Consider the following 22063-nt stretch of genomic DNA (forward strand, 5'->3'; position numbering starts at 1 on the left):
CTTGACCTTGGACTAAGTCTATAGTTTTAAATGAGCATAATCGAAACAGTTTCATTTTGAAAGAAGGTGTGTCTATGGCATGTACGTGTAGTCATGAACCTGCGCCAATCAAACCGAATAGTAAATTTAGAACCGCGTTATGGATTGCATTGGTGATCAATCTCAGCATGTTTTTTATCGAGTTGATAGGTGGTGCCTATGCCCATTCATCATCCCTATGGGCAGATTCACTGGATTTCTTTGGAGATGCTGTCAATTACGGGATTTCACTTGCGGTGTTAAGTGCAAGTTTGTATTGGCGTGCTACTGTGGCTTTGGTCAAAGGCATCACGATGGCCTTGTTTGGTGTGGTGGTGATGGGCAAGGTTATCTATGCCTATATACAGGGTATTCCACCTGAAGCCATAACCATGGGTATTATTGGGATCATCGCCTTATTAGCCAATGTGGTTACTGCATTGATTTTATATGCATTTCGAGATGGTGATTCGAATATGAAATCGGTGTGGTTATGTAGCCGTAATGATGCGATTGGTAATTTCGCAGTTATTTTGGCGGCAGTGGGTGTATTTGGTACGGGTAGTTTGATTCCAGATCTTGTGGTAGCCGTGATTATGGCGAGTTTGGGCTTAACAGCGGGGTATCATGTGATTCAGCAAGCTTTGGCTGAACGAAGAATAAATGTACCAGAATAAAGAATAAACGTAAAAAGCACTCCATCTGATTTGAGTGATTTAGATGGAGTGCTTTTAATTTTTTGTAGTCGCAATAATTTTAAAATTTGAAGTAAAAATAACGATAAGTTATTCCAAATTGCTATTTACAAAAAATAATATATAACTAAAATTAAAAATAAATTGATGTATTTAAAAATAATTTACACGATGAATAATATTTAATTTTTTTTAAATTGAGGGTTAAATGAAACTAATTAAATTATTTTCTATAGCAAGCCTGATTGCTTTGGCTGGCTGTAGTTCTAAAGTAGTGACTTATGATACTGCAGGGCAAGTGATTGGTTCATGTGTCGCTACACAGGGCTTTATTTTGGGGGCTAAAGCTGTGTGTTATGGTGGTGCCAACATACAAGGCATTAACTATTCTAAAGTAGATGAGCGCACGGGTTTATTGCCAACCATACCAAATAATTCGCAGATTTCACTGCAACAAGACTAATTTTTTAGAGGGGTAATACAATGAAAATTTCTAGTTTAATCGCATTAACAGCGGCTATTTTGATGACAGGTTGTGCTTCAAAAGTGACAACTTATGATTCGAGTGGTCGTATGATTGGTTCATGTCAGGCAGAGCGTGGGTTTGTAATTGGTGGTGGTGCACACTGTGAAGGACGTGCTAACCAAGAAGGTCGCAGTGTACGTTAATTGATGCTAATGACAAAAAACCGAGCTATTTAGCTCGGTTTTTTTAGATTCAACAGCTTTTATTTTTCAACGAAAGCACGTTCAATCACGTAATCGCCCAATTCACCCATACGTGGTGATTCTTTTAAACCATGTTGGTCAAGTAATGCTGCAACATCTTTTAAGAATGCAGGGCTACCACATAACATGGCACGGTCAGTTTCAGGGTTAAAACGTGGTAAACCAATTTTTTCAAAGATTTCACCCGATTCAATTGCCGTGGTCACACGTCCTTGGTTTGGATATTCTTCACGTGTAACGGTTGGGTAATATACCAGTTTTTCACGAATACCAAGTTCTTGGAAAAACTCGTGATTTGGTAATTCATTTAGAATTAAATCTTGATAAGCCAATTCAGAAATGAAACGTGTACCGTGAACCACAATCACTTTTTCAAAGCGTTCATAAGTTTCAGGGTCGCGGATGGTTGCCAAAAATGGAGCTAGACCTGTACCTGAAGAAAGTAAGTATAGGTTTTTACCAGGATTTAAATCATCCAGTACCAAAGTGCCTGTAGGTTTTTTAGAAACCAGCAATTCATCGCCCACTTTTACTTTTTGTAAAATAGACGTTAAAGGGCCATCAGGTACTTTAATTGAGAAGAATTCTAGCTCTTCTTCATAGTTAGCACTGGCAATCGAGTAAGCGCGCATTAAAGGCTTGCCATTTACTTCCAGACCAATCATCACAAATTGACCGTTTTTAAAACGTAGTGCGGTATCGCGAGTCGTTTTAAAACTGAATAAAGTGTCATTCCAGTGGTGTACGTGAGTAATCTTTTCGACGTTGAAAGCAGCCATTAAAGGTCTCAATAAATTATCAAATTAGAACAGCTTGCTATTCTAATCTAAAATCATTCTCTATAAACTGAATATATTTAATTGAGCTTATCAGAAAAAGTGATGAAGACTGATCTAAAAATGCCAATAATCGGATTTATGCACTCTCCCTACCGAGAAAAATTTGGTATTCCTCGTCAACCAAATCTGGTACAGGTCGAATCGTATATTGAAATGCAAGCGCCTTATAACGATGTGTTGGCATTTCAAGGGATCGAAGCGTTTAGTCACTTATGGTTAATCTGGCAATTTCACGACAATAAAAACCAAACCGATGCTCATCCAACCGTACAGAAACAGCAAAACCCCTGTTTTCGTGCACAAGTGCGTCCGCCACGTTTGGGTGGTAATCAAAAAATAGGTGTGTTTGCGACGCGCAGCATGTATCGACCTGCACCCATTGGTTTGTCTGTGGTGCAATTTAAACAGGTCAAAAAAGTGGGTAAGTCACTGCGAGTTTATGTGACAGGGGCAGATTTACTGCATGGCACGCCTATTTTGGATATTAAACCTTATATCCAATATTCAGATGCTGTGCCTGATGCACAAAGTGGTTATGCGCAAGATGAACCCATAAGAAAAACAGTGCTATGGATGGACACAGCAGAAGCGCAAAAAAATCAGTTACTCGGCTCAGGCGTATTGCAACCACAAATTGTGCAGGAATTGGAACAGGTCTTGTCTTTAGATCCACGACCTGCATATCAGGATGATGCTGAACGAATTTACACCATGAATTTTGCAGATTTTGATGTCAGTTTCCGTGTTGATCAGCACGCAGTGCATATCCTAAAAATTGTTTTAATCGCTGTCGATTAAACCAGCATATATAAAATAGCCACCAACGCCAGCATGTGCAGAATTTGGGCAGGGGCGAAATACAGTGCAAAGCGCAAACCACCAATGAGCGCGGCATTGACGCATTTGGCAATCGCATGTGCCACCACACCTAAAATTAAGGCATACAAAAGTACCTGCTGGCTCGGTGGACCTTGCATCACCACGGTTGCAATTGCGGCATGAACCTCAAATAACGAGGCGAGCAGGGTACCAATGATTAAACCTGCATCCCCAAGGGTTTGTTCCAAGCCGTATACCATCGCTTGAATTGCGGTTAAGGTCGCCACAATAATAGCGGCTTCTTTAAGGCTAAACATACGGGTGTCGGCTTCAGGTTTTGCTGTTGTCGTACTTTTATGTTTTTTGAGCAACCAGACACCCGCTACAACCAAAATCGCGATTCCGACCAAACTTGGAATAATTAATAACTTAAACCAAATCAGATTGACACCCGCCACAATAATCAACATTTGCGCTAAAGTTGCCACGCAAGACATCAGCGCTGCACCTGCATTGGCACGTGCGTCGCCACGACCTGCGCGTACTTCCATGCCTAAACTGGCAATGGTTGCGGTGCTTGATACAAAACCTGAAGCAATTGCAGATAATATGAGGGCGTTGCTGCTTGAGAGTAAACGCTTGGCGATATGCGCCAAAGCCTGCACACTTAGAATTAAAATCAATAATTTTAAAATCACATAAGGATTAAGCACATTGCCCCATAGTGCAGTATTAGGCGTCAGTGGCAAGGCAATTAACACCAAAGCCAGTAAAAACAAGCCATCACGTAGTTCAGCTTCGGTAATCCACTGACTGACAATGCCATGCATGGTGTGCTTGGTCATGAGTAAACCTGTCAAAATAACCGATAAACCTGCTGCCAATGGAATATTCCATAAACACAATGCACCAATAAAATAGGTCATCACGAAGGCAAGTTCGGTGGTAGCGCCGGGGTCATCTTCCGTTTGATTTTTGAGGGAATATAAGCCAATTCCCCCAACAATCAACGCACCCACAATGGCAATGCTCGTGCCCAATAAGAAGCAAATGGCACCTAATAATGCACAAATTCCAAAGGTACGTACGCCTGCAAAACGGTGATGTTGTCCATTTTTTTTACTGCGTTCACGCTCTAATCCAATCAGTAAGCCACAGCCAAGTGCTGCTGCAAACATGGTGAGCAGTTCGGGAAAATTGGTTGTAACCAAAGATGGAGGAGTCAGAAAATCCACAGCAACATTCCAAATACAAGGTGTTATTTTAAACATCATATATTTGAATTGTGTTTATCGCCATTTATGAATCTATTTTCACTCTAAAATTATGGCTTAATCGAACCATACAAGATTACTGTATTAAAGAAGTCATTCAGCCCTGAAAGCAAACTCTGCTATAGTAAACCCAGATTTTGGGGCATATAACAATGAATTTTAATTTTGAAATAGACAGTACTTGGTGCTTAGAACAATTAGTCAAAGATCGTAAAATTACCGAACGTGATCAGGCTTTGGTACAAACCACGCATCGTCAACGTGATCAATTAAAATGGCATCCGTTACAATGGATTGCCAACTTTAATTTGGTCGATCAAAGTCATCCCCAAACCACTTTAACTTTAAACCGTTTATGCCAATGGCTGGCTGATAAATCAGGCTTGCCATTCTATATTATTGATCCGTTAAAAGCCGATGTTGCCGCTTTAACTGCTGTGATGTCGCAGGAATTTGCGCTGCGTAACCGTATTTTAGCGGTGGAAGTGACTGCAGATGCGGTATTAATTGCGACAGATCAACCTTATAAAAAAGAATGGGTTGCCAACTTAGAACATAGTTTATTGCCCAAAAAAATTCAGCGGGTTTTACTCAGCCCAGATCAATTACAGCGCTATTTGATTGAATATTACCAAGTGAGTCGTGCAGTACATTCATCACAAAAATCTTCTGCACACGACCGTGAAAATAAAGGGGTCGAGGCTTTATTGCAATTGGGCGATACCCAAAACCCAGATGCCAATGATCAACATATTGTGAAGTTGGTCGATTGGGTGCTGCAATTTGCCTTTGAACAAGGCGCAAGCGATATTCACCTCGAACCACGTAAAGACACAGGCAAAGTACGTTTTCGTATTGATGGCGTGTTGCACACCATCTATAACATGCCTGCCAATACGCTTACCGCAGTCATCTCACGGATTAAAATTTTAGGGCGTATGAATGTAGCCGAAAAACGTAAACCGCAAGATGGACGTTTAAAAACCCGAACTCCAAAAGGACAAGAAACTGAACTGCGTTTATCGACCTTACCAACGGCGTTTGGCGAAAAACTGGTGATGCGTATTTTTGACCCAGAAGTATTGGTACGCAGTTTTCAGCAATTGGGTTTTGATAGTCGTTTGTTGAATGAATGGCATGCCCTGACTGCACATAGTCACGGCATTATTTTGGTTACAGGCCCTACAGGTTCGGGTAAAACCACCACGCTGTATTCATCGCTAAAGCAATTGGCTACCGATGAAGTCAATGTCTGCACCATTGAAGACCCGATTGAAATGTTAGAACCGAGTTTTAACCAAATGCAGGTGAATACTGCAATTGATTTAGGTTTTGCCGATGGTGTGCGTGCCTTAATGCGTCAAGACCCTGACATTATTATGGTCGGAGAAATTCGAGATCAGGATACCGCAAATATGGCAATTCAAGCGGCACTGACGGGGCATTTGGTTTTATCGACACTGCATACCAATGATGCGCCTTCAAGTTTGACTCGTTTGCATGATTTGGGCGTACAGCCATTTTTGACAGCTGCCACAATTTTAGGCGTTTTGGCACAGCGTTTGGTGCGTAAACTGTGTCCGCATTGTAAGCAAGAAGGCTCAATAAATGAAAAAGATTGGGAACATTTGACCTTCGATTACATTATGGAAATGCCTGCACAAGTGTTTAAACCTGTTGGATGCGATGAATGCCGTCAAACGGGCTATAAAGGTCGGGTCGGAATTTATGAGTTTATGCCGTTAAGTTTAGATACCAAACAGCTCATCAGCGCCAATGCCAATTTAAATGAATTACGTCAGCAAGCTAAAAAAGAGGGCATTGAACCGTTGCGTATTGCAGGCGCACGCAAAGTTTTAGAAGGCATGACCACTTTAGAGGAAGTGTTGCGAGTCGTGCCATTAAATTAGCAGATTCAAACTTTTTACGATGAATTTTAAAAAATGGAAATCTTAAGATTCAGCTCATCTTGCTTTGTTTTAATCACCATAACGAAATGAGCAACACAAAAAGGTGAAGCAATGAAATTTACAATGAAAGCAATGTTGATGGCAGGTTTAATGGCAATGGCTTCAATCACCATGGCAAACGACAGCATTAACACCCAAGCACTACATCAAAATGTAACTGTAAAACAAGCTTTAAGCCTGAAAGATGACAGCAAAGTGCAGTTAAAAGGTTATGTGGTGAAATCTATTGGTGATGAAAAATATCAGTTCCGTGATAACACAGGCACTATTACGGTCGATATTGATGATGACTTATGGAATGGCAAAGCAGTTTCTGCCAAAACGCCTGTTACCTTAATTGGTGAAGTGGATATTGATCACAAGCCTACAAAACGTATTGAAATAGATGTGGATCAAGTTCGTTTCTAAATCTACGCTGTGTAAAACAGCATTAGTTGCTACACAAAACTGATTTCACTCAAAAACCACATACGCTGTAAGGTGTATGTGGTTTTATCATGTAAAGTATTTTGAAATCATAAAATTTTGAAGCATAAATAACAGAGGAAGATATGCGCTTACTCTTGGCTGAAGACGATGTATCGCAAGCAGAAAGTATAAAAACTTGGCTGGAAATGGATGGTTATAATGTCGATTGGGTTGAACGTGGTGATCATGCCATTTTAGCGATTCAGCAGCATCATTATGATTGTGTGTTGTTAGACCGTGGGTTGCCTAAAAATAGCGGTGATGAAATTCTGCACGCTTTACGACAGCAGCAACAGGACACACCTGTTATTTTTATTACTGCGCGCGATAGTATTCAAGATCGGGTACAGGGACTTGATTTAGGTGCCAATGATTATTTGGTCAAACCGTTTAGCCTTGAAGAACTATCGGCGCGGGTACGCAGTCAGTTACGCAGTGCGCAAAGTCATCCGACACAGCAGCTTGAATTTGCCAACTTGGTTTTAGATACGCAAAGCAAACAAGTGAAAGTGGATGATCAACAGGTCAATTTAACGGCCAAGGAATTCCAGATTTTACATAAACTGATGCAAAACCCGCAGCATGTGGTGACTCGTGAACAGCTCGAAGAGTCTTTATATGCATGGGGCGATGAAATTGAAAGTAATGCGATTGAAGTATTTATTTATCAATTACGCAAAAAAATTGGCAGTAGCCGCATTAAAACCATCCGAGGTTTAGGCTATCGTATGCAGCAAGATAACTAATTCAGTTTGATCTCCGCATGTCTAAACAGGTCATTTCTTTACAGTCCAAACTGGTTAAAAGCTCCGTTTTAAGTTCGGTCTTGGCGGGTGGACTCGCCCTGATTTTATTATTGGCGGTTGCCAGTTATCAGACCATGCGCGTGCATGATGACATTATGGATGAAATAGCCGATATGTTGCTGCGAGCAGACTTGCGTGACCATGCAGGCAATCAGGTCGATGAGTTGAGTGAGCAATTTCATATTGCCTATCAATTGGGGTTAGATGATCTGATTTTGACTACCTCTGAAGATGAACATGACATTTCTCAGCTTCACTTGTCTCAGCTTGCCGTGGTATCTGAGCATGGTTTTTCATTTCACTGGCAAGATGGACAAATTTGGCGCAGCTATGTGGCAGAGGAAGATGGCTTGCATGTGATTGTCGCGCAGCCGCTTAAATATCGCTTCAAGGAAATTGCTGCAACCAGTTTAGGTTATGCCGCTATTTTATTGCTGTTGTGGTTGCTGCAATGGGCCATTGTGCATTTTATGATTGGTCGTCAATTTAAGCGGATTCAGCAACTCTCCCAACAAATTGCAGAAAAAAATCAACATGATTTGACGCCAATTATCCCCACACAACCTGAATTGAAAGAACTGCAACCCATGCTGCAGCAATTGAATAAATTGTTGGGGCGAGTAGAGCAGTCTTTAATTGCAGAACAGCGATTTACAGCAGATGCTTCGCATGAATTACGCTCTCCTTTATCTGCCATTCAATTGCGTTTGCAGGTGCTAAAACGTAAATACCAACAACAACCTGAGTTGGCACAAGATTTAGAGCAAATTCAGCGTGATGTCAGTCGTGGTACACAAGTATTGGAAAATTTGCTGTTATTGGCACGTTTAGACCCGACAGATGCGGCATCGTTAAATAAAAGTGCGGTATCTATAGCAGACTTGGTGCAGGAAGTTTTACAAAGTCTGACGCCGTTTATTCAGGAAAAAGCCATTCAGATTCAGTCAGATATTCAACCGATACAAGTGCAAGGCAATCCTGAATTGCTATTTAGCTGCCTGCGCAACTTGATTGACAACGCAGTGCGTTATGCAGCACCTCAAGGACGTATTTGGATTGAAGCGAAACCGCATGAATTGATGCAGGAAATTTGCATCGCCGACAATGGTCATGCAGTGACTGATGACGTTTTGGCACGTTTGGGCGAACGCTTTTACCGTGCTTTAGGCAGTAAAACTCAAGGTTCTGGTTTAGGACTGTCGATTTGTAAGAAAATTATAGAGTTGCATGCAGGAAAAATTGAATTTTCACGTGCTGAACAAGGTGGTTTAAAAGTGCGTATTTTGTTGCCTAAAGCCCAGTTGTAAATATGATTGGTTTTAGGAAGCAAGTTAAAATTAGACAAGTCAGAACTTAAAAGCAGTATGCGCTGATTCATACTGCTGTTTCCACGTTTATTATTGTGTTGATTATTTTAATTATTTTGTGAGAATAAGACGATTGTTACGGGTTAAGCGTAAACGATATTCTTCGCCTGCATGCAAAATACGAATTTCGCGTCCTAGCGCAAACAAGTTATTTGAATGTAACATAGGTAGGGCATGCTGAGTGTCTGAATGACGTGAAAATAAATTAAATGGGGCGTTCATTTTGAGTTACTCCGTGGTGTGTAAGAATTGTTTTAAATGATAATCATTATCATATAAGCCTGTCAACGGATTATTTTTGATTTTATAAAAGTCTACAATTTGCAGTTAAACGTACATTGCAGAAAAGGAAACGGGTTCATGTCCAAGCCAAATATTCATGTGGCAATTGCGCTGTTATTTCATCAAAACAAAGTGTTAGTGGGTTGGCGCGAAGCCAAACAACATCAGGGCAATAAACACGAGTTTCCTGGTGGAAAAGTGGAAGCAGGCGAAACTCCTGTAGATGCCTGCCGCCGTGAGGTGTTTGAAGAAGTTGGTATTGGCATACAGCATTGGCATGCCTTTGATATTATTTGCCATGAATATGATGATGTGATTGTCAATCTGCATATTTTTCAGGCTGCTGTACCTGCGGCTTTATTAAAAGATATTCAAGTGCCTTGGACATGGTTTAGCCGTCCGCAACTTTTAGAGCTGAATTTTCCGCAAGCCAATCGTGCAATTGTGCAACGACTGGCGTGGCAACAGGCTATTAAAGTCAGTGAAGATTTAAAACATTTAGCAAATTTGCCTAAGCAAAAACTGCTGTATTGGCGGGTTGAGCCCAATGCTGCCTGCAAGGTTGAATTGTCAGAATATTGCATTGAGCAACTGGGGCAAGTGATTATCAATTTGGAATTGTGGAAGCAATTAAATACGATTCAGCAACACGCGATTGCAGCAATTCATTTGAAACAATCGCAACTAATGCAATTCCAAAAGGGCGATTTAAAAGTCGGGCAGCGTTATATTGCAGCATGTCATGACATTGTTTCGGCACAACATGCACAGCAAATTGGCTGTGAAGCAATTTTGCTCAGCCCTGTTTTAGCAACTACTACGCATCATGATGCCACACCTTTAGGATGGGAAAAATTCCAACAGATTGCTGAGTTTGTCGATATTCCTGTTTTTGCTTTGGGTGGCTTAACTCAGGATGATTTTGCTACGGCAGAGCAGCATCATGCCTATGGCATTGCAGGCGTACGTTTTATTTGAATTTCTGGTTTGACAAATAAAAAATCGCTGATGTAATTACACTCAGCGATTTTTAGTTTATTAAATCATCGTCCTTACAAATCCTTCAAAGCTTGTTGGGCTTGCGCAAGGCTTTTGGCATTATTTTGTTGCTGTGCTGCTTTTTGAATGACTAACCACAATTGACGTTTCATGGCATCGCTTTGTGCATAGCTTAAACCACGACGTGCCAAGGCTTCTGCATTGGCAGGTTGCTTTTTTTGGTTGGCAATTAAAGCCAAATATAAATAGGTTTCAGCCGCTTGCGGGGCAAGTCGCTGCGCTTGCAAAGCTGCTGTTTCGGCCTGATTGAATTGACCTTGTTTATAAGCGGTCTGGGTTTGCTGCATCAACTTTTGAAAAGCAGGCAAACTACGACCATCCTCTAATTTTTGTTGCACGGTTTGTTGTGGCACCACCACTTGCAACGATTGACGCTTAATTTCTTCACGTTCATAAGGACGAATCACCACACCTTCTGGTGTCGTCACAGTTTTAGGTTTTTCAGGCACAGGCTGAGGAGCAGGCGGTTCAGGTAAACTCTGGCAAGCTACAATCGTTGCCATCGCACCCATAGCGAATGTGGTGAAAAAAACCTGTCTTAAACGTGATAATTTCATAAGCGTAACCAATCGATATCCTCAAGTTTAATTGATATAACTGCCGCTTGAGATGACACGACCATCGGTATTGTCATCTGATACAGGTTCAGTTTCACGGATATAATTTTCGATACTGTCACTGGTTTCAGGAGCTGCTTGTTGAGTTTCAGTATCGGGTTGGTAAACGGGTTCAACTTGATAGTGTGAAAAACCACATGCGGTTGCCTGACGTGGTACATTATTACGATTCACTGGAATATACATCGCACCTTCACAGCCTTGTGCAGATAAATGCCCAGAACTGCGGTCAATCCAATGCCATTGAATTTGTTCAGTCTGACGTAAGTTGACAGGTTTTTGACGCAATTGCTGCATCACATTACTCCAGACAGGCAAAGCACCAGACGAGCCTGTTAAGCCTGTGACTTTGTTATCATCCAAACCAAGCCATACAACGGCTAAATAATTGCCTGAATAGCCCGCAAACCATGAATCACGAGTATCATTGGTTGTACCTGATTTACCTGCCAATTTTAAATCTGTCGATAAGCTATTGTAAGCTGAACGACCTGTACCAGAACTCATCACTTGCTGTAAGCCATAATTCAAAATATAGGCGGCAGAAGGATCAATAGTTTGTTGTACGGTTAAACCATAACGATCCAGTAAACGTCCATTGGCATCGACTACGGTGCGAATCGCTTTGGTCGGATATTTAAAACCACCAGTGGCAAAGTTGCCATAAATATCCATCACCTGCATAGGCGATAAATCTACTGCACCCAAGAAAATAGATGGATATTGCGGAACCGCATCACTTGGTACACCAAATTTAATGAGGTGATTACGGAAGGTAGATAATCCAAACTCCTGTCCCAAACGAACTGCAGATAGGTTATAAGACTGAGATAGGGCTTGTGACATAGACACAATCCCATGATCGCTGCCGCTATAATTACGTGGTGTCCAAGATTTACCATCAATTGGGATGCTGATTTGGCTGTCTTCTACAGGACTTGCCCAGTTATATCGACCAGACTCAATCGCACTTAAATAAATAATTGGTTTGAGCAGTGAGCCAACTTGACGTTTGGCATCCAAGGCACGGTTAAAACCCGTAAAATCTTGCGTAGAACCTACCGCTGCCACTAACTCGCCATTTTCAGGATGAGAAATTAGCACCGCGCCTTGTAATTCTTTTAAACGCTTTGGATTGGCTTTGCTTAAACGCTCAACCGATGCTTTAAAAGCATTTTGTACGTTGGTTTGTGCAATCGGATCAAGCGTCGTGAAGATACGCAAACCCTGATTGGTCAAATCTCCTTCTTGATATTCAGTACGTAATTGACGGCGGACAATATCTAAAAAGTCAGGGAAACGGGCAGGGCCAATGGTCGGTTTTGTAATGACATTTAAGGGACGCGCAGTTTCTTTTTCATATTGTTCTTGGTTTAAATAACCCATCACCAACATATTGTTTAGTACAATGTCACGACGTTTTTTGGCAGCTTCAGGGTTGCGCCAAGGATTATATAATGATGGACCTTGTACCAAACCGACCAAAAAGGCTTGTTGTGAAATGTTTAGCTCACGCAACGGCATACCAAAATAAAACTGTGAAGCTAGACCATAACCATTAATAGAATAGTTACCGTTTTGACCTAAATTCACCTCATTTAAATAGGCTTCTAAGATTTCATCTTTGCTGTAATGTAGTTCAATCAGCATGGCCATGAGTGCTTCATTGGCCTTACGTTTTAAGGTGCGTTCTGGGCTTAAATAAAAGTTTTTCACCAATTGCTGCGTAAGGGTAGAACCACCCTGACGTTTGCCACCAGTGACGTTGCTGACAATAGCACGTGCAGTACCACGAATTGAAACGCCGTGATGTTGATAGAAATTACGATCTTCAGTGGCAATAAGGGCTTCAATCAGCGGTTTAGGTACTTTATTCAGTTTAATCAGCACACGATCTTCATTGTGCTGTGGATAAATTCCGCCAATCAACATCGGTTCTAAACGTGCAATACCTGTATTAGATGGTTTGGTGGCGCTCACTTCACTAATTTGATTGTTGGCAAAACTGACTTTTAAAACCTGTTCAGGTTCGACACTGTCTCCAAAGTCAAAACCACGGGTATGCACAAATAAAGTATTACCATCGCTGACATAACTGCCTGATTTAGCATAATTATCTGTATTTTTATAGCCAAGCAGTTTCAGTTCTTGAGTAAAGTCGGTCTGGCTGACAGGTGCATTGCTATACACTTCTAACGGGCGTGCAAAAACCTTGGCTGGAATATCCCAACGCTGTCCTTCAAATTTGTCTCTGACAATATTATCCAGACGAATCAAGTAGATACTAAATGCAATAAATCCACCAATAACGATGATGCAAAATAGTAATGCAATTATGCCTATGCCACGCTCAGACTTCATAAATCGCGATAAGATCCTGATAAATTTTGCTAATCATGCGAAGCTTTTACTGAATTTGCAATAATTAATCTGTGACTGAAGGGAAAATATCGTCATAAAATTGAGCAGAAATGTAGTTTTAAAGTTTTTTTAAATCAACTAGGTTAGTGCTATGATAGGCGTCGAATCGTAGCGGAGCGATATCGCAGGTGCAAATTTCACATAAGAACTTTCGGAACATTGGACTGATTGGCCGTCCAGACAAATATTCTGTCGTAGAAACATTATGTCTGATTCACGACCATATTTTAGGATTGGGTTTGCATCCCGTTTTTGATTCTGACACTGCTCAACTTGTACCTTATAACAACACCCAAACAGTCAGCCGTGCTTTATTAGGCGAAGTGGTCGATTTGGTGATTGTGGTGGGGGGGGATGGTTCATTGCTGCACGCAGCGCGCGCTTTGGTTAAATACAATACCCCTGTAATTGGTGTGAACCGTGGGCGTTTAGGCTTTTTAACCGATATTAAACCGACAGAAGTAATCTTTAAACTCGATCAGGTTTTGCAAGGACATTTTCAGTCAGACCGTCGTTTTTTATTGGAAATGGAAGTGCGCTCTAAAGGTGAAATCATTTATGAAGCGATTGCCTTAAATGATGTGGTGCTACATTCGGGTAAGTCGGTTCACATGATTGACTTTGAACTGAATATTGATGGGCAATATGTCTATCGTCAGCACAGTGATGGTTTAATCGTTTCGACCCCAACAGGTTCAACGGCTTATGCTTTGTCGGGTGGTGGCCCAATTGTACATCCGAGCATGGATGCAATTGCATTGGTGCCTATGCATCCACATACCTTGTCTTCACGCCCAATTGTGGTGGGTGGACACAGCGAAATTAAAATCAATATTCGTGAAAACCGTGTGTTGCCGATGGTTAGTGCTGACGGTCAACATAGTGTTTCATTAAATGTCGGAGATAGTTTGCATATCCGCAAACATCCTTATAAATTAAATTTATTACATCCACCAGGTTATGACTTCTATATGGCATGTCGTACCAAATTAGGGTGGAATCAAGATTTTGAATCAATGCAACAGCAGGATGAATGATGAATATTGAACAAATGCTTGCCGTACTCGATCCTGAAATTGTTGGACGTTTAAAAACGGCAATTGAAATTGGCAAGTGGCCAAACGGTGTTGCGCTGACCCAAGAGCAACGTCAAATTTGTATGCAAGCAGTGTATGCGTGGGAAATGAAAAACCTGCCTGAAACTGAGCGTAGTGGCTATATTGACCGTGGCACTAAAGAAGAAGGCGAGCAGTGTGATGACGATCATCACAAGCATGAAGAATTTAAACCGATTCGTTTTGTTTAAATGATGCAAAACTGCTTTCATGAAAATTGAAAGATGAAAAAGACACCTGAGATGGGTGTCTTTTTTTGTATCTTCAATGACGTTTTAGTTGTGACGATTTTGCCAAAGCTGCTGTGCATTTTGCATTGCTGCCGCATAATCATCACAAACACCCATGGTATATAAAGCAATACCCATGGTTTCAGTAATGGCGACTTCACCATACTCATGAGTTTGCTGACCTAGCCAGACGGCTTTAAATACTGCCAAATCCAATTCTTCTTCTACAGGGCTACGGTTATCGGTCAGTTTAGGCAGTTCGTGTTCATATAAAGCGCCATTTTTGATGCCACAAATTAAAGTTTTGGCATCGGGGTTGCGCTCAAATTCACCGCCTTCGCCTTTAATTACTGCACTGTTTTGATAACCCAACTGAAATGCGGCTTGTTGATGCGAGCTGCGATAAGCGGGGTGGAAGATCGCCTGCATGGTGGCTTTGGCATTAAATGGATTGATTAAACGGGCAAGGGTATGAATAGGAGAACGTAAACCCATCACATTGCGTAAATTAATCAACTCACTCAAAATCGGTGAAATAACATCTAAAGGTAAATAAGCAAAATTACGCTGCGCTAATTGTTGCTCAACGTCTAGGTCATTTTGGCAAATTGGATAATCTAAATATTGCAGTGCTTGTTCGGTATATAAACGGTTGATGGTATGCCCAGAAGCACCATGCATCACCACTTTATAGCCATGTTTTGCTAAAGTCAGCGCTGCCAATAAAAACCACGGATAATGTCTGCGTTTACCTGCATAAGATGACCAGTCTAAATCGACCTGAAGCGGTTTAAATTGCAGTTGATCACGGGTAGCTTGTACAAAACCTGCCAACTCCTCTACAGATTCTTCCTTCACACGCAGCAACATTAAAAAAGCACCCAATTGCACATCCAACACTTCATTGCGCAAAATCATAGAAAAAGCTTGATAGGCCTCGTCATAGGTCAGTGAACGTGCGCCTGTTTTGCCTTTGCCAATAATTCGAATAAATTGTGCGAATGGATGTTCTGCATCTTTATAAATATTTCTTTTATTGGGGTTTGTATTTGGCATAAGCGAGTTCACACACATCTTTAGTTAGTATACTAGTGTATAAACTTCGGCAACAGTTTGCAGCACTATTCACAGCTTCAGCTTGTACGAGCTGCCACAAGTTTCATTGCATATCTGAAATGACGACTAAAGTTTGACTGTAAAGTAAGACAATCTGTAGGGATAACACATGACAGCCTGTATAAAAATGCATAGCATGGATACTATTGAAAACAACAATTGAAAAATAAAGGATTGGATATGCTGGCTTATGATGCTGATTTAGAATTATTTAGAGATAACTTTCGACGTTTTATGCAGGAGCATATTGCACCGCATTATGCTGCGTGGGAACGTGAGGGCATCATGCCGCGCAGCGTGTGGAATCTGTTAGGTGAAAATGGCTTTTTATGTATTGATGTGCCTGAAGAATATGGCGGCTATGGTGTTCCAACGCATTATTCCCTAATGTTGGTCGAAGAATCGGCACGTGCAGGTTATAGCGCACTTTCTACAGGTATTTCCTGTCACTCTGAAATCGCTGCGCCGTACATTTTGCATATTGGTACAGAAGAACAAAAACAATACTGGCTGCCTAAAATGGTGTCGGGTGAAGTGGTTGGTGCAATTGGCATGACCGAGCCAGGTGCGGGTTCAGACTTACAAGCCATGCGTACCAACGCCATTTTGCAAGAAGATCATTATGTACTGAATGGTTCTAAAACCTTTATTTCCAATGGTCAGCATGCAGACTTAGTGGTTTTGGCAGTAAAAACAGATCCGCAAGCACGTGCCAAAGGCGTGTCGCTCATGTTGGTCGATACTCACTTGGAAGGCTTTAAAAAAGGCACCAATTTGGAAAAAATTGGTTTGCATTCACAAGACACGTCAGAGCTATTCTTCGACAATGTCAAAGTGCCGAAAAATCAATTGTTAGGACAGGCAGGGCATGGTTTTGCCTATTTAATGCAAGAATTGCCACGTGAACGTACTGCGATTGCAGCTACTGCATTGGGTGCTATTCGAGGTTCAATTGATGTGACCACACAATATGTGCAAGAGCGTCAGGCGTTTGGACAAGCCATTGGTCAGTTCCAGAATACCCGTTTTGTTTTGGCACAGGCTAAAATTGATGAATTGGCAACCGCTGCTTTTTATAATCAAAACGTCGAATTGTATATGCAGGGCAAACTGGACGTCGAAACTGCAGCCGCTTTAAAAAGCTTTGCGACAGATATGCAAATGAAAATTGCCGATCAATTGCTGCAACTGTTTGGCGGTTATGGCTATATGACGGAATACCCGATTTCTCGTTTCTTTGTCGATGCGCGAATCCAGCGAATTTACGGTGGAACCAATGAAATTATGAAAGAAATTGTCGCGCGTGGTTTATTGGGGCGTTAAAACAATGCCTAAAAGTCCAATTGAATAAAGATCAAGGATCATCTCCAGAGTCAGCCCAGTGCTGGCTCTTTTTTTATGAATTTGATCAGACTTAAAAGCAATGAGCTGATTGATAATTACACTTAAAAATAAAATTACACCGCTTAGAATTAGAGATGCAAAAAAGAAAAGCATAGTTGCCCAGTTTTAAGCGGTACGTTGTGCAAAGTTGCGGCTTAAATGTATAGATTGGTGATGCTTTGATCAACTGTATGTTTTTAAATCTGAAACACTGAAAGTTGTATTGCGCAACATTTGAAAGCTAACTATTGTTATACTATTTGCAAAATGTTTATGAAGGGCGACATAACAATGATCCAAGACGATCAGAACACAACGACTTCTCTTGATCTCGCTAAAATCCGTGAAGATATTGACTCTGTAGATCAACAGATTCAGCAGCTGATTAACCGTCGAGCACGACTTGCTGAAGCGGTGGCGAAAGCAAAATTTGCAGCAGAAGAGAGCCCGTTGTTTTACCGTCCTGAACGTGAAGCGCAAGTTTTACGTAATGTTATGGAACGCAACGAAGGGCCGTTGTCTGATGTGACCATGGCACGTTTATTCCGTGAAATTATGTCGGCATGTTTGGCACTTGAAGCGCCACAAAGTATTGCGTTTTTAGGGCCAATTGGTACTTATACGCATTCCGCAGTACTTAAACATTTTGGTCAAGATGCGATTGTGCGTCCTTTGCCTACTATTGATGAAGTTTTCCGTGAAGTGGAAGCAGGCAGTGCACACTATGGTTTAGTACCTGTCGAAAACTCATCTGAAGGTGTGGTGAACCATACTTTAGATTGCTTTAAATCATCGCCATTAAATGTGATTGGTGAAGTAGAATTGCGTATTCATCACCAATTCCTTGTGTCAGAAAACACTCGTAAAGACAGCATTAAACAAATTTATGCGCATCAGCAAACTTTGGCACAATGCCGTAAATGGTTAGATGTACATTATCCAGGTGTAGAACGTGTGGCACTCAGCTCCAATGCAGAAGCAGCGCGCCGTATTCGTAATGAATGGCATTCTGCTGCAATTGCTTCTGAAATTGCGGCCAATATTTACGAACTCGAAATTTTACATAGCAATATTGAAGATAACCCAGAAAATACCACACGTTTCTTGGTGATTGGTCGTGAGAAAGTTCCACCAAGTGGCAATGATAAAACTTCATTGTTGGTGTCTGCACATGACCGCGCAGGGGCATTGCTTGAGATTCTTGCACCATTTGCGAAGCACAATATTAGCTTGACCAGTATTGAAACACGTCCTGCCTTGCCTGAAAAATGGGCCTATGTATTCTTCATTGACCTAGAAGGGCATGTCGAGCAAGACAATGTCCGTGCAGCGATTGAAGAAATCCGTCCATTGGTGAAAGAAATTCGTGTCTTGGGTTCTTATCCTGCTGCCGTGTTGTAATCGTATTTAATTCAGTGATGTGCATGTTTGTCATGCGCGCCACATTCACCACCTAGTCAACTGGAAGTGTAAAATGTCGTTTGTCCCAGCCAATGAAGGCATCTCGAAGTTAAAGCCTTATCAACCAGGTAAACCAATCAGTGAACTTGAGCGTGAGTTGGGGATTACAGATATCGTCAAACTTGCTTCAAATGAAAACCCATTGGGCTGTTCAGACAAAGTCAAAGAAGCCGTTGCAGCAGAAATTGCTGAAATTGGTCGCTATCCAGATGGTGGTGGTTTTATTTTAAAAGACCAAATTCAAAAACAATTTGGCTTTGCGCATGACCGTATTACTTTGGGTAATGGTTCAAACGATTTGCTAGAAATGTTTGCTCGCGCATTCGTTTCAGATCAAGATTCAGTGTTGTACAGCCAACATGCCTTTGCAGTATATGCTTTGGTAACGCAAGCGATTAATGCTCAAGCGATTGAAGTGCCTGCCAAAGGTTTTTCACATGACTTGGATGCTATGGCGGCAGCAATTCAAGACAACACCAAGTTAATCTTTATTGCCAACCCAAATAACCCAACAGGCACATGGTTTGAAGAGGCTGAATTTGAAGCCTTTATGCAAAAAGTTCCTGCACGGGTGATTGTGGTATTAGATGAAGCCTATGTGGAATATTTTCCAGAGAACTTCAATAGCCTTAAATTCCTTGAGCAATATCCAAACTTAATCGTGAGCCGTACTTTATCTAAGTGCTATGGTTTGGCGGCGCTGCGCGTTGGTTTTGCTTTAGCTTCTGCAGAAGTGACCGATTATTTAAACCGTATTCGTCAACCATTTAACGTCAATCACTTGGCAATGGTGGCTGCGGTTGCGGCATTAAAAGACGAAGATTTTATCGAAAAATCACGTATTGCCAACAAAGCAGGCATGGCGCAATTGGAAGCAGGCTTTAAAGCATTGGGTCTGAATTATGTGCCTTCACGTGCTAACTTTATTTTGGTAGATGTAGAAGCCGATCCGGGTCAAACTTTTAATGCCTTATTGAAAGAAGGTGTAATTGTACGTCCTGTGGGTATTACGACCCATTTACGTGTTTCAATTGGCACAGAAGCAGAAAATGCCAAGTTCCTGCGTGCATTAGCCAAAGTATTGGGCAAGGAAGCGAAGGCATAAAACATGGCGCAACCATTGTTTGAAAAAGTTGCATTTATCGGACTCGGGCTAATAGGCTCGAGTTTGGCACGTGTAATGCTGGCAGAAAACTTAAGTCGGCATATTGTGGCATCGACCCGTTCTGAAAAAACGCTGCAAGATGCTTTGGAATTAGGATTAATTGAACAAGGCTTTAACAATCCTGTAGATGCGGTACAAGGCGCAGATTTAGTGGTGTTGGCGCTACCTGTGCAAGCCACAGAAAAAGTCTTGCGATTAATTCAGCCACATTTGGCAGATAATGTAATTCTGACCGATGTAGGCAGCACCAAAGGCAGTGTCGTGGCTGCAGCCAAAGCGGTTTTTGGAGAACATTTACCTGCAGGTTTTGTACCCGGGCATCCAATTGCTGGGGCAGAGCATACAGGCGTGCATGCAGGCAAGGTTGATTTATTTGCCAATCACAAAGTCATTTTGACACCATTGCCAAGCAGTGCGCCGTGGGCAGTCAATAAACTGATTCAAATGTGGGAAAGCGCCAAAGCCGAAGTAATTTGCATGGATGTGGAAAAACATGATGAGGTATTGGCGTATACCAGTCATCTTCCACATTTAATGGCCTTTAATTTGGTCGAACAATTGGCAAATCGGGAAGATAATTTAGACATTTTCCGCTATGCTGCAGGTGGCTTTCGTGACTTCTCACGTATTGCTGCCAGCGATCCACAAATGTGGCATGACATTTTCTTGGCCAATAAAACTGCATTGTTAAAAGCGGTGGATGGCTTTGAAAGTCAACTCGCGATTATTCGCCAACTGATTGAACAAGAAGACTCGCATGCTTTAATGGGCTTGCTTGGACATGCACAAGCGGCACGACAGCATTTTAATCATATGCTCGCCAAGAAACCTTTTATGGAGAACAATAACGTGACACAACAATTTACGATTTTGCCGGGTGCTAAGACTTTCCAAGGTAAATTTACCGTACCGGGTGACAAATCTGTGTCACATCGTTCCATTATGTTTGGTGCAATTGCCGAAGGCACTACGCATGTGACAGGTTTCCTTGAAGGTGAAGATGCATTGGCGACTTTGCAAGCATTTCGTGATATGGGTGTGAGCATTGAAGGCCCTAAAAATGGTGAAGTCACCATTCATGGCGTAGGCATGCAAGGTTTAAAAGCACCTGCAAGCGCAATTTATATGGGCAACTCAGGCACATCTATGCGTTTGTTGGCAGGCATGTTATCTGCACAGCAGTTTGATTCTGTTATGACAGGTGATGCGTCATTGACCAAGCGTCCAATGGAACGTATTGCTAAACCATTGCGTGAAATGGGTGCACAAATTCAAACGACGGGTGAACGTGGCACACCGCCAGTATCGATTACAGGTGCGCAAGCGCTGAAAGGTATTCACTATGATTTGCCAATGGCATCTGCACAGGTGAAATCAGGTATTTTATTGGCAGGGCTTTGGGCAGAAGGTGAAACTTCAGTGACTGAGCCTGAACCAACGCGTGACCATACCGAACGTATGTTACGTGCATTTGGTTATGAAGTGAAAACTGAAGGTAACCGTATTTCATTGCAAGGCGGCGGTAAATTGGTGGGTACAGATATTCAAGTACCTTCTGATATTTCATCTGCGGCATTCTTCATGGTGGGTGCAGCCATTACAGAAAATTCAGATGTAACCTTAGAAGCGGTGGGCATTAACCCAACCCGTACAGGTGTGATTGAAATTCTGAAACAAATGGGTGCAGACCTGAGCGTGGAAAATGAACGTATTGCAGGCGGTGAACCAATTGCAGATATTCGTATTCGTGGTTCACGTACTTTAAAAGGGATTCATGTTCCTGAAGATCAAGTGCCATTGGCGATTGATGAATTTCCTGCATTGTTCATTGCTGCAGCTTGTGCTGAAGGTCAAACTGTACTGACAGGTGCTGCAGAATTGCGCGTAAAAGAATCAGACCGTATTCAAGTGATGGCAGATGGTTTAAAAACCATGGGCATTGACTGCACACCAACTGACGATGGCATCATCATTCAGGGTAAAGGCAAAGCAGGCGACTGGTCAGCGATATTTACAGGCGGCGAGATTGAATCACATCATGACCATCGTATCGCCATGAGTTTCTCTATGGCAGGCTTGCGTACTTCTGGTGAAATTAAAATTGTAGGTACAGAAACAGTAGCAACAAGTTTCCCTACCTTTACTGAGCTTGCAGGTGTGGCAGGTCTGAATATTCAAGTGACAGAATAAGCCAAAACGATAGGGGCTGCGATGAAGAGTCGCAAAGCC

The 22063-nt window shown here is 41.8% G+C and carries 21 protein-coding genes; 15 read left to right on the forward strand and 6 right to left on the reverse strand.

Going from position 1 to position 22063, the window contains the following annotated elements; translation table 11 throughout:
* The first annotated feature begins 74 nt into the window (after positions 1-74).
* The 3 genes from FTV52_RS09205 to FTV52_RS09215 all read left to right on the forward strand — a co-directional run bounded on the left by FTV52_RS09205 (position 75) and on the right by FTV52_RS09215 (position 1382).
* Positions 75-695, forward strand: coding sequence for a cation transporter (locus FTV52_RS09205; protein WP_178318927.1), 621 nt, complete (start codon positions 75-77; stop codon positions 693-695).
* Positions 696-921: 226 nt separating this feature from the next.
* Entirely contained in the window at positions 922-1176 is a 255-nt protein-coding gene (locus FTV52_RS09210) for a hypothetical protein (RefSeq protein WP_004972946.1), read from the forward strand.
* 20 nt (positions 1177-1196) lie between these two features.
* On the forward strand, positions 1197-1382 hold the full coding sequence (locus tag FTV52_RS09215; protein ID WP_004972947.1) for a hypothetical protein: 186 nt from the start codon (positions 1197-1199) through the stop codon (positions 1380-1382).
* Positions 1383-1441: 59 nt separating this feature from the next.
* On the opposite strand, the gene FTV52_RS09220 is transcribed toward FTV52_RS09215, so the two are convergent.
* Positions 1442-2221, reverse strand: a complete 780-nt coding sequence (locus FTV52_RS09220; RefSeq protein ID WP_004972950.1) for a ferredoxin--NADP reductase — start codon at positions 2219-2221, stop codon at positions 1442-1444.
* Between the two features lie 102 nt (positions 2222-2323).
* On the opposite strand from FTV52_RS09220, the gene tsaA reads away from it, so the two are divergent.
* Positions 2324-3079 (forward strand): tRNA (N6-threonylcarbamoyladenosine(37)-N6)-methyltransferase TrmO, encoded by a 756-nt coding sequence (gene tsaA, locus FTV52_RS09225; protein WP_179990671.1) that lies wholly within the window; start codon positions 2324-2326, stop codon positions 3077-3079.
* Here the strand turns inward: tsaA and FTV52_RS09230 are convergent.
* Positions 3076-4278, reverse strand: coding sequence for a DUF4010 domain-containing protein (locus FTV52_RS09230; RefSeq protein WP_179990682.1), 1203 nt, complete (start codon positions 4276-4278; stop codon positions 3076-3078). The genes tsaA and FTV52_RS09230 overlap by 4 nt on opposite strands.
* A 248-nt stretch (positions 4279-4526) precedes the next feature.
* Here FTV52_RS09230 and FTV52_RS09235 point away from each other — a divergent pair, with 248 nt between their 5' ends.
* From FTV52_RS09235 to FTV52_RS09250, 4 genes are all read left to right on the forward strand, one after another.
* On the forward strand, positions 4527-6284 hold the full coding sequence (locus tag FTV52_RS09235; protein WP_179990673.1) for a GspE/PulE family protein: 1758 nt from the start codon (positions 4527-4529) through the stop codon (positions 6282-6284).
* A 111-nt stretch (positions 6285-6395) separates the two neighbouring features.
* The gene (locus tag FTV52_RS09240) at positions 6396-6752 is read left to right on the forward strand and encodes a NirD/YgiW/YdeI family stress tolerance protein (protein ID WP_179988821.1); all 357 of its coding nucleotides are present in this window, start codon (positions 6396-6398) and stop codon (positions 6750-6752) included.
* Between the two features lie 143 nt (positions 6753-6895).
* Positions 6896-7558 carry a response regulator transcription factor gene (locus FTV52_RS09245; protein WP_004972960.1) on the forward strand — a complete coding sequence of 221 codons (663 nt, stop codon included), beginning with the start codon at positions 6896-6898 and terminating at the stop codon, positions 7556-7558.
* 17 nt (positions 7559-7575) lie between these two features.
* On the forward strand, positions 7576-8925 hold the full coding sequence (locus tag FTV52_RS09250; protein ID WP_004972962.1) for a HAMP domain-containing sensor histidine kinase: 1350 nt from the start codon (positions 7576-7578) through the stop codon (positions 8923-8925).
* A 111-nt stretch (positions 8926-9036) separates the two neighbouring features.
* On the opposite strand, the gene hemP is transcribed toward FTV52_RS09250, so the two are convergent.
* Positions 9037-9207, reverse strand: coding sequence for a hemin uptake protein HemP (gene hemP / locus FTV52_RS09255; RefSeq protein ID WP_004972965.1), 171 nt, complete (start codon positions 9205-9207; stop codon positions 9037-9039).
* A gap of 138 nt (positions 9208-9345) precedes the next feature.
* Here hemP and FTV52_RS09260 point away from each other — a divergent pair, with 138 nt between their 5' ends.
* A complete protein-coding gene (locus tag FTV52_RS09260) occupies positions 9346-10245 on the forward strand; it encodes an NUDIX domain-containing protein (RefSeq protein ID WP_179990675.1) in 900 nt (299 codons plus the stop codon).
* 74 nt (positions 10246-10319) lie between these two features.
* Here FTV52_RS09260 and FTV52_RS09265 read toward each other — a convergent pair whose 3' ends face one another.
* Both FTV52_RS09265 and mrcB read right to left on the reverse strand, forming a co-directional pair.
* A complete protein-coding gene (locus FTV52_RS09265; RefSeq protein WP_096901888.1) occupies positions 10320-10838 on the reverse strand; it encodes a hypothetical protein in 519 nt (172 codons plus the stop codon).
* Between the two features lie 72 nt (positions 10839-10910).
* On the reverse strand, positions 10911-13304 hold the full coding sequence (gene mrcB / locus FTV52_RS09270; protein WP_004972968.1) for a penicillin-binding protein 1B: 2394 nt from the start codon (positions 13302-13304) through the stop codon (positions 10911-10913).
* 179 nt (positions 13305-13483) lie between these two features.
* Between mrcB and FTV52_RS09275 the strand changes: the two genes are divergently transcribed.
* Both FTV52_RS09275 and FTV52_RS09280 read left to right on the forward strand, forming a co-directional pair.
* On the forward strand, positions 13484-14401 hold the full coding sequence (locus FTV52_RS09275; RefSeq protein WP_207973958.1) for an NAD(+) kinase: 918 nt from the start codon (positions 13484-13486) through the stop codon (positions 14399-14401).
* Positions 14401-14670: a YeaC family protein gene (locus tag FTV52_RS09280; RefSeq protein WP_004972971.1), complete on the forward strand. Its 270-nt coding sequence runs from the start codon at positions 14401-14403 to the stop codon at positions 14668-14670. The genes FTV52_RS09275 and FTV52_RS09280 overlap by 1 nt, the downstream gene beginning before the upstream one ends.
* A gap of 84 nt (positions 14671-14754) precedes the next feature.
* Here FTV52_RS09280 and FTV52_RS09285 read toward each other — a convergent pair whose 3' ends face one another.
* A complete protein-coding gene (locus FTV52_RS09285) occupies positions 14755-15765 on the reverse strand; it encodes a glycosyl transferase family protein (protein ID WP_096901857.1) in 1011 nt (336 codons plus the stop codon).
* Positions 15766-16005: 240 nt separating this feature from the next.
* On the opposite strand from FTV52_RS09285, the gene FTV52_RS09290 reads away from it, so the two are divergent.
* From FTV52_RS09290 to FTV52_RS09305, 4 genes are all read left to right on the forward strand, one after another.
* Positions 16006-17148, forward strand: a complete 1143-nt coding sequence (locus FTV52_RS09290; RefSeq protein ID WP_131261776.1) for an acyl-CoA dehydrogenase family protein — start codon at positions 16006-16008, stop codon at positions 17146-17148.
* A 351-nt stretch (positions 17149-17499) separates the two neighbouring features.
* Positions 17500-18609, forward strand: a complete 1110-nt coding sequence (gene pheA, locus FTV52_RS09295; protein WP_004972976.1) for a prephenate dehydratase — start codon at positions 17500-17502, stop codon at positions 18607-18609.
* A 73-nt stretch (positions 18610-18682) separates the two neighbouring features.
* Positions 18683-19774, forward strand: coding sequence for a histidinol-phosphate transaminase (hisC, locus tag FTV52_RS09300; protein ID WP_004972978.1), 1092 nt, complete (start codon positions 18683-18685; stop codon positions 19772-19774).
* Positions 19775-19777: 3 nt separating this feature from the next.
* Positions 19778-22024: a bifunctional prephenate dehydrogenase/3-phosphoshikimate 1-carboxyvinyltransferase gene (locus FTV52_RS09305; protein WP_136144523.1), complete on the forward strand. Its 2247-nt coding sequence runs from the start codon at positions 19778-19780 to the stop codon at positions 22022-22024.
* Positions 22025-22063 lie beyond the last annotated feature (39 nt).

This window comes from Acinetobacter sp. YH1901141 (genome assembly GCF_013416935.1).
Taxonomy (GTDB): Bacteria; Pseudomonadota; Gammaproteobacteria; order Pseudomonadales; family Moraxellaceae; genus Acinetobacter; species Acinetobacter towneri.

Bases quoted from the DNA above. Each gene is read 5' to 3' on its own strand.
- FTV52_RS09205 (WP_178318927.1), top strand. From the start codon at position 75: ATGGCATGTACGTGTAGTCATGAACCTGCGCCAATCAAACCGAATAGT.
- FTV52_RS09210 (WP_004972946.1), top strand. From the start codon at position 922: ATGAAACTAATTAAATTATTTTCTATAGCAAGCCTGATTGCTTTGGCT.
- FTV52_RS09215 (WP_004972947.1), top strand. From the start codon at position 1,197: ATGAAAATTTCTAGTTTAATCGCATTAACAGCGGCTATTTTGATGACA.
- FTV52_RS09220 (WP_004972950.1), bottom strand. From the start codon at position 2,221: ATGGCTGCTTTCAACGTCGAAAAGATTACTCACGTACACCACTGGAAT.
- tsaA (WP_179990671.1), top strand. From the start codon at position 2,324: ATGAAGACTGATCTAAAAATGCCAATAATCGGATTTATGCACTCTCCC.
- FTV52_RS09230 (WP_179990682.1), bottom strand. From the start codon at position 4,278: ATGTTTGCAGCAGCACTTGGCTGTGGCTTACTGATTGGATTAGAGCGT.
- FTV52_RS09235 (WP_179990673.1), top strand. From the start codon at position 4,527: ATGAATTTTAATTTTGAAATAGACAGTACTTGGTGCTTAGAACAATTA.
- FTV52_RS09240 (WP_179988821.1), top strand. From the start codon at position 6,396: ATGAAATTTACAATGAAAGCAATGTTGATGGCAGGTTTAATGGCAATG.
- FTV52_RS09245 (WP_004972960.1), top strand. From the start codon at position 6,896: ATGCGCTTACTCTTGGCTGAAGACGATGTATCGCAAGCAGAAAGTATA.
- FTV52_RS09250 (WP_004972962.1), top strand. From the start codon at position 7,576: ATGTCTAAACAGGTCATTTCTTTACAGTCCAAACTGGTTAAAAGCTCC.
- hemP (WP_004972965.1), bottom strand. From the start codon at position 9,207: ATGAACGCCCCATTTAATTTATTTTCACGTCATTCAGACACTCAGCAT.
- FTV52_RS09260 (WP_179990675.1), top strand. From the start codon at position 9,346: ATGTCCAAGCCAAATATTCATGTGGCAATTGCGCTGTTATTTCATCAA.
- FTV52_RS09265 (WP_096901888.1), bottom strand. From the start codon at position 10,838: ATGGGTGCGATGGCAACGATTGTAGCTTGCCAGAGTTTACCTGAACCG.
- mrcB (WP_004972968.1), bottom strand. From the start codon at position 13,304: ATGAAGTCTGAGCGTGGCATAGGCATAATTGCATTACTATTTTGCATC.
- FTV52_RS09280 (WP_004972971.1), top strand. From the start codon at position 14,401: ATGAATATTGAACAAATGCTTGCCGTACTCGATCCTGAAATTGTTGGA.
- FTV52_RS09285 (WP_096901857.1), bottom strand. From the start codon at position 15,765: ATGCCAAATACAAACCCCAATAAAAGAAATATTTATAAAGATGCAGAA.
- FTV52_RS09290 (WP_131261776.1), top strand. From the start codon at position 16,006: ATGCTGGCTTATGATGCTGATTTAGAATTATTTAGAGATAACTTTCGA.
- pheA (WP_004972976.1), top strand. From the start codon at position 17,500: ATGATCCAAGACGATCAGAACACAACGACTTCTCTTGATCTCGCTAAA.
- hisC (WP_004972978.1), top strand. From the start codon at position 18,683: ATGTCGTTTGTCCCAGCCAATGAAGGCATCTCGAAGTTAAAGCCTTAT.
- FTV52_RS09305 (WP_136144523.1), top strand. From the start codon at position 19,778: ATGGCGCAACCATTGTTTGAAAAAGTTGCATTTATCGGACTCGGGCTA.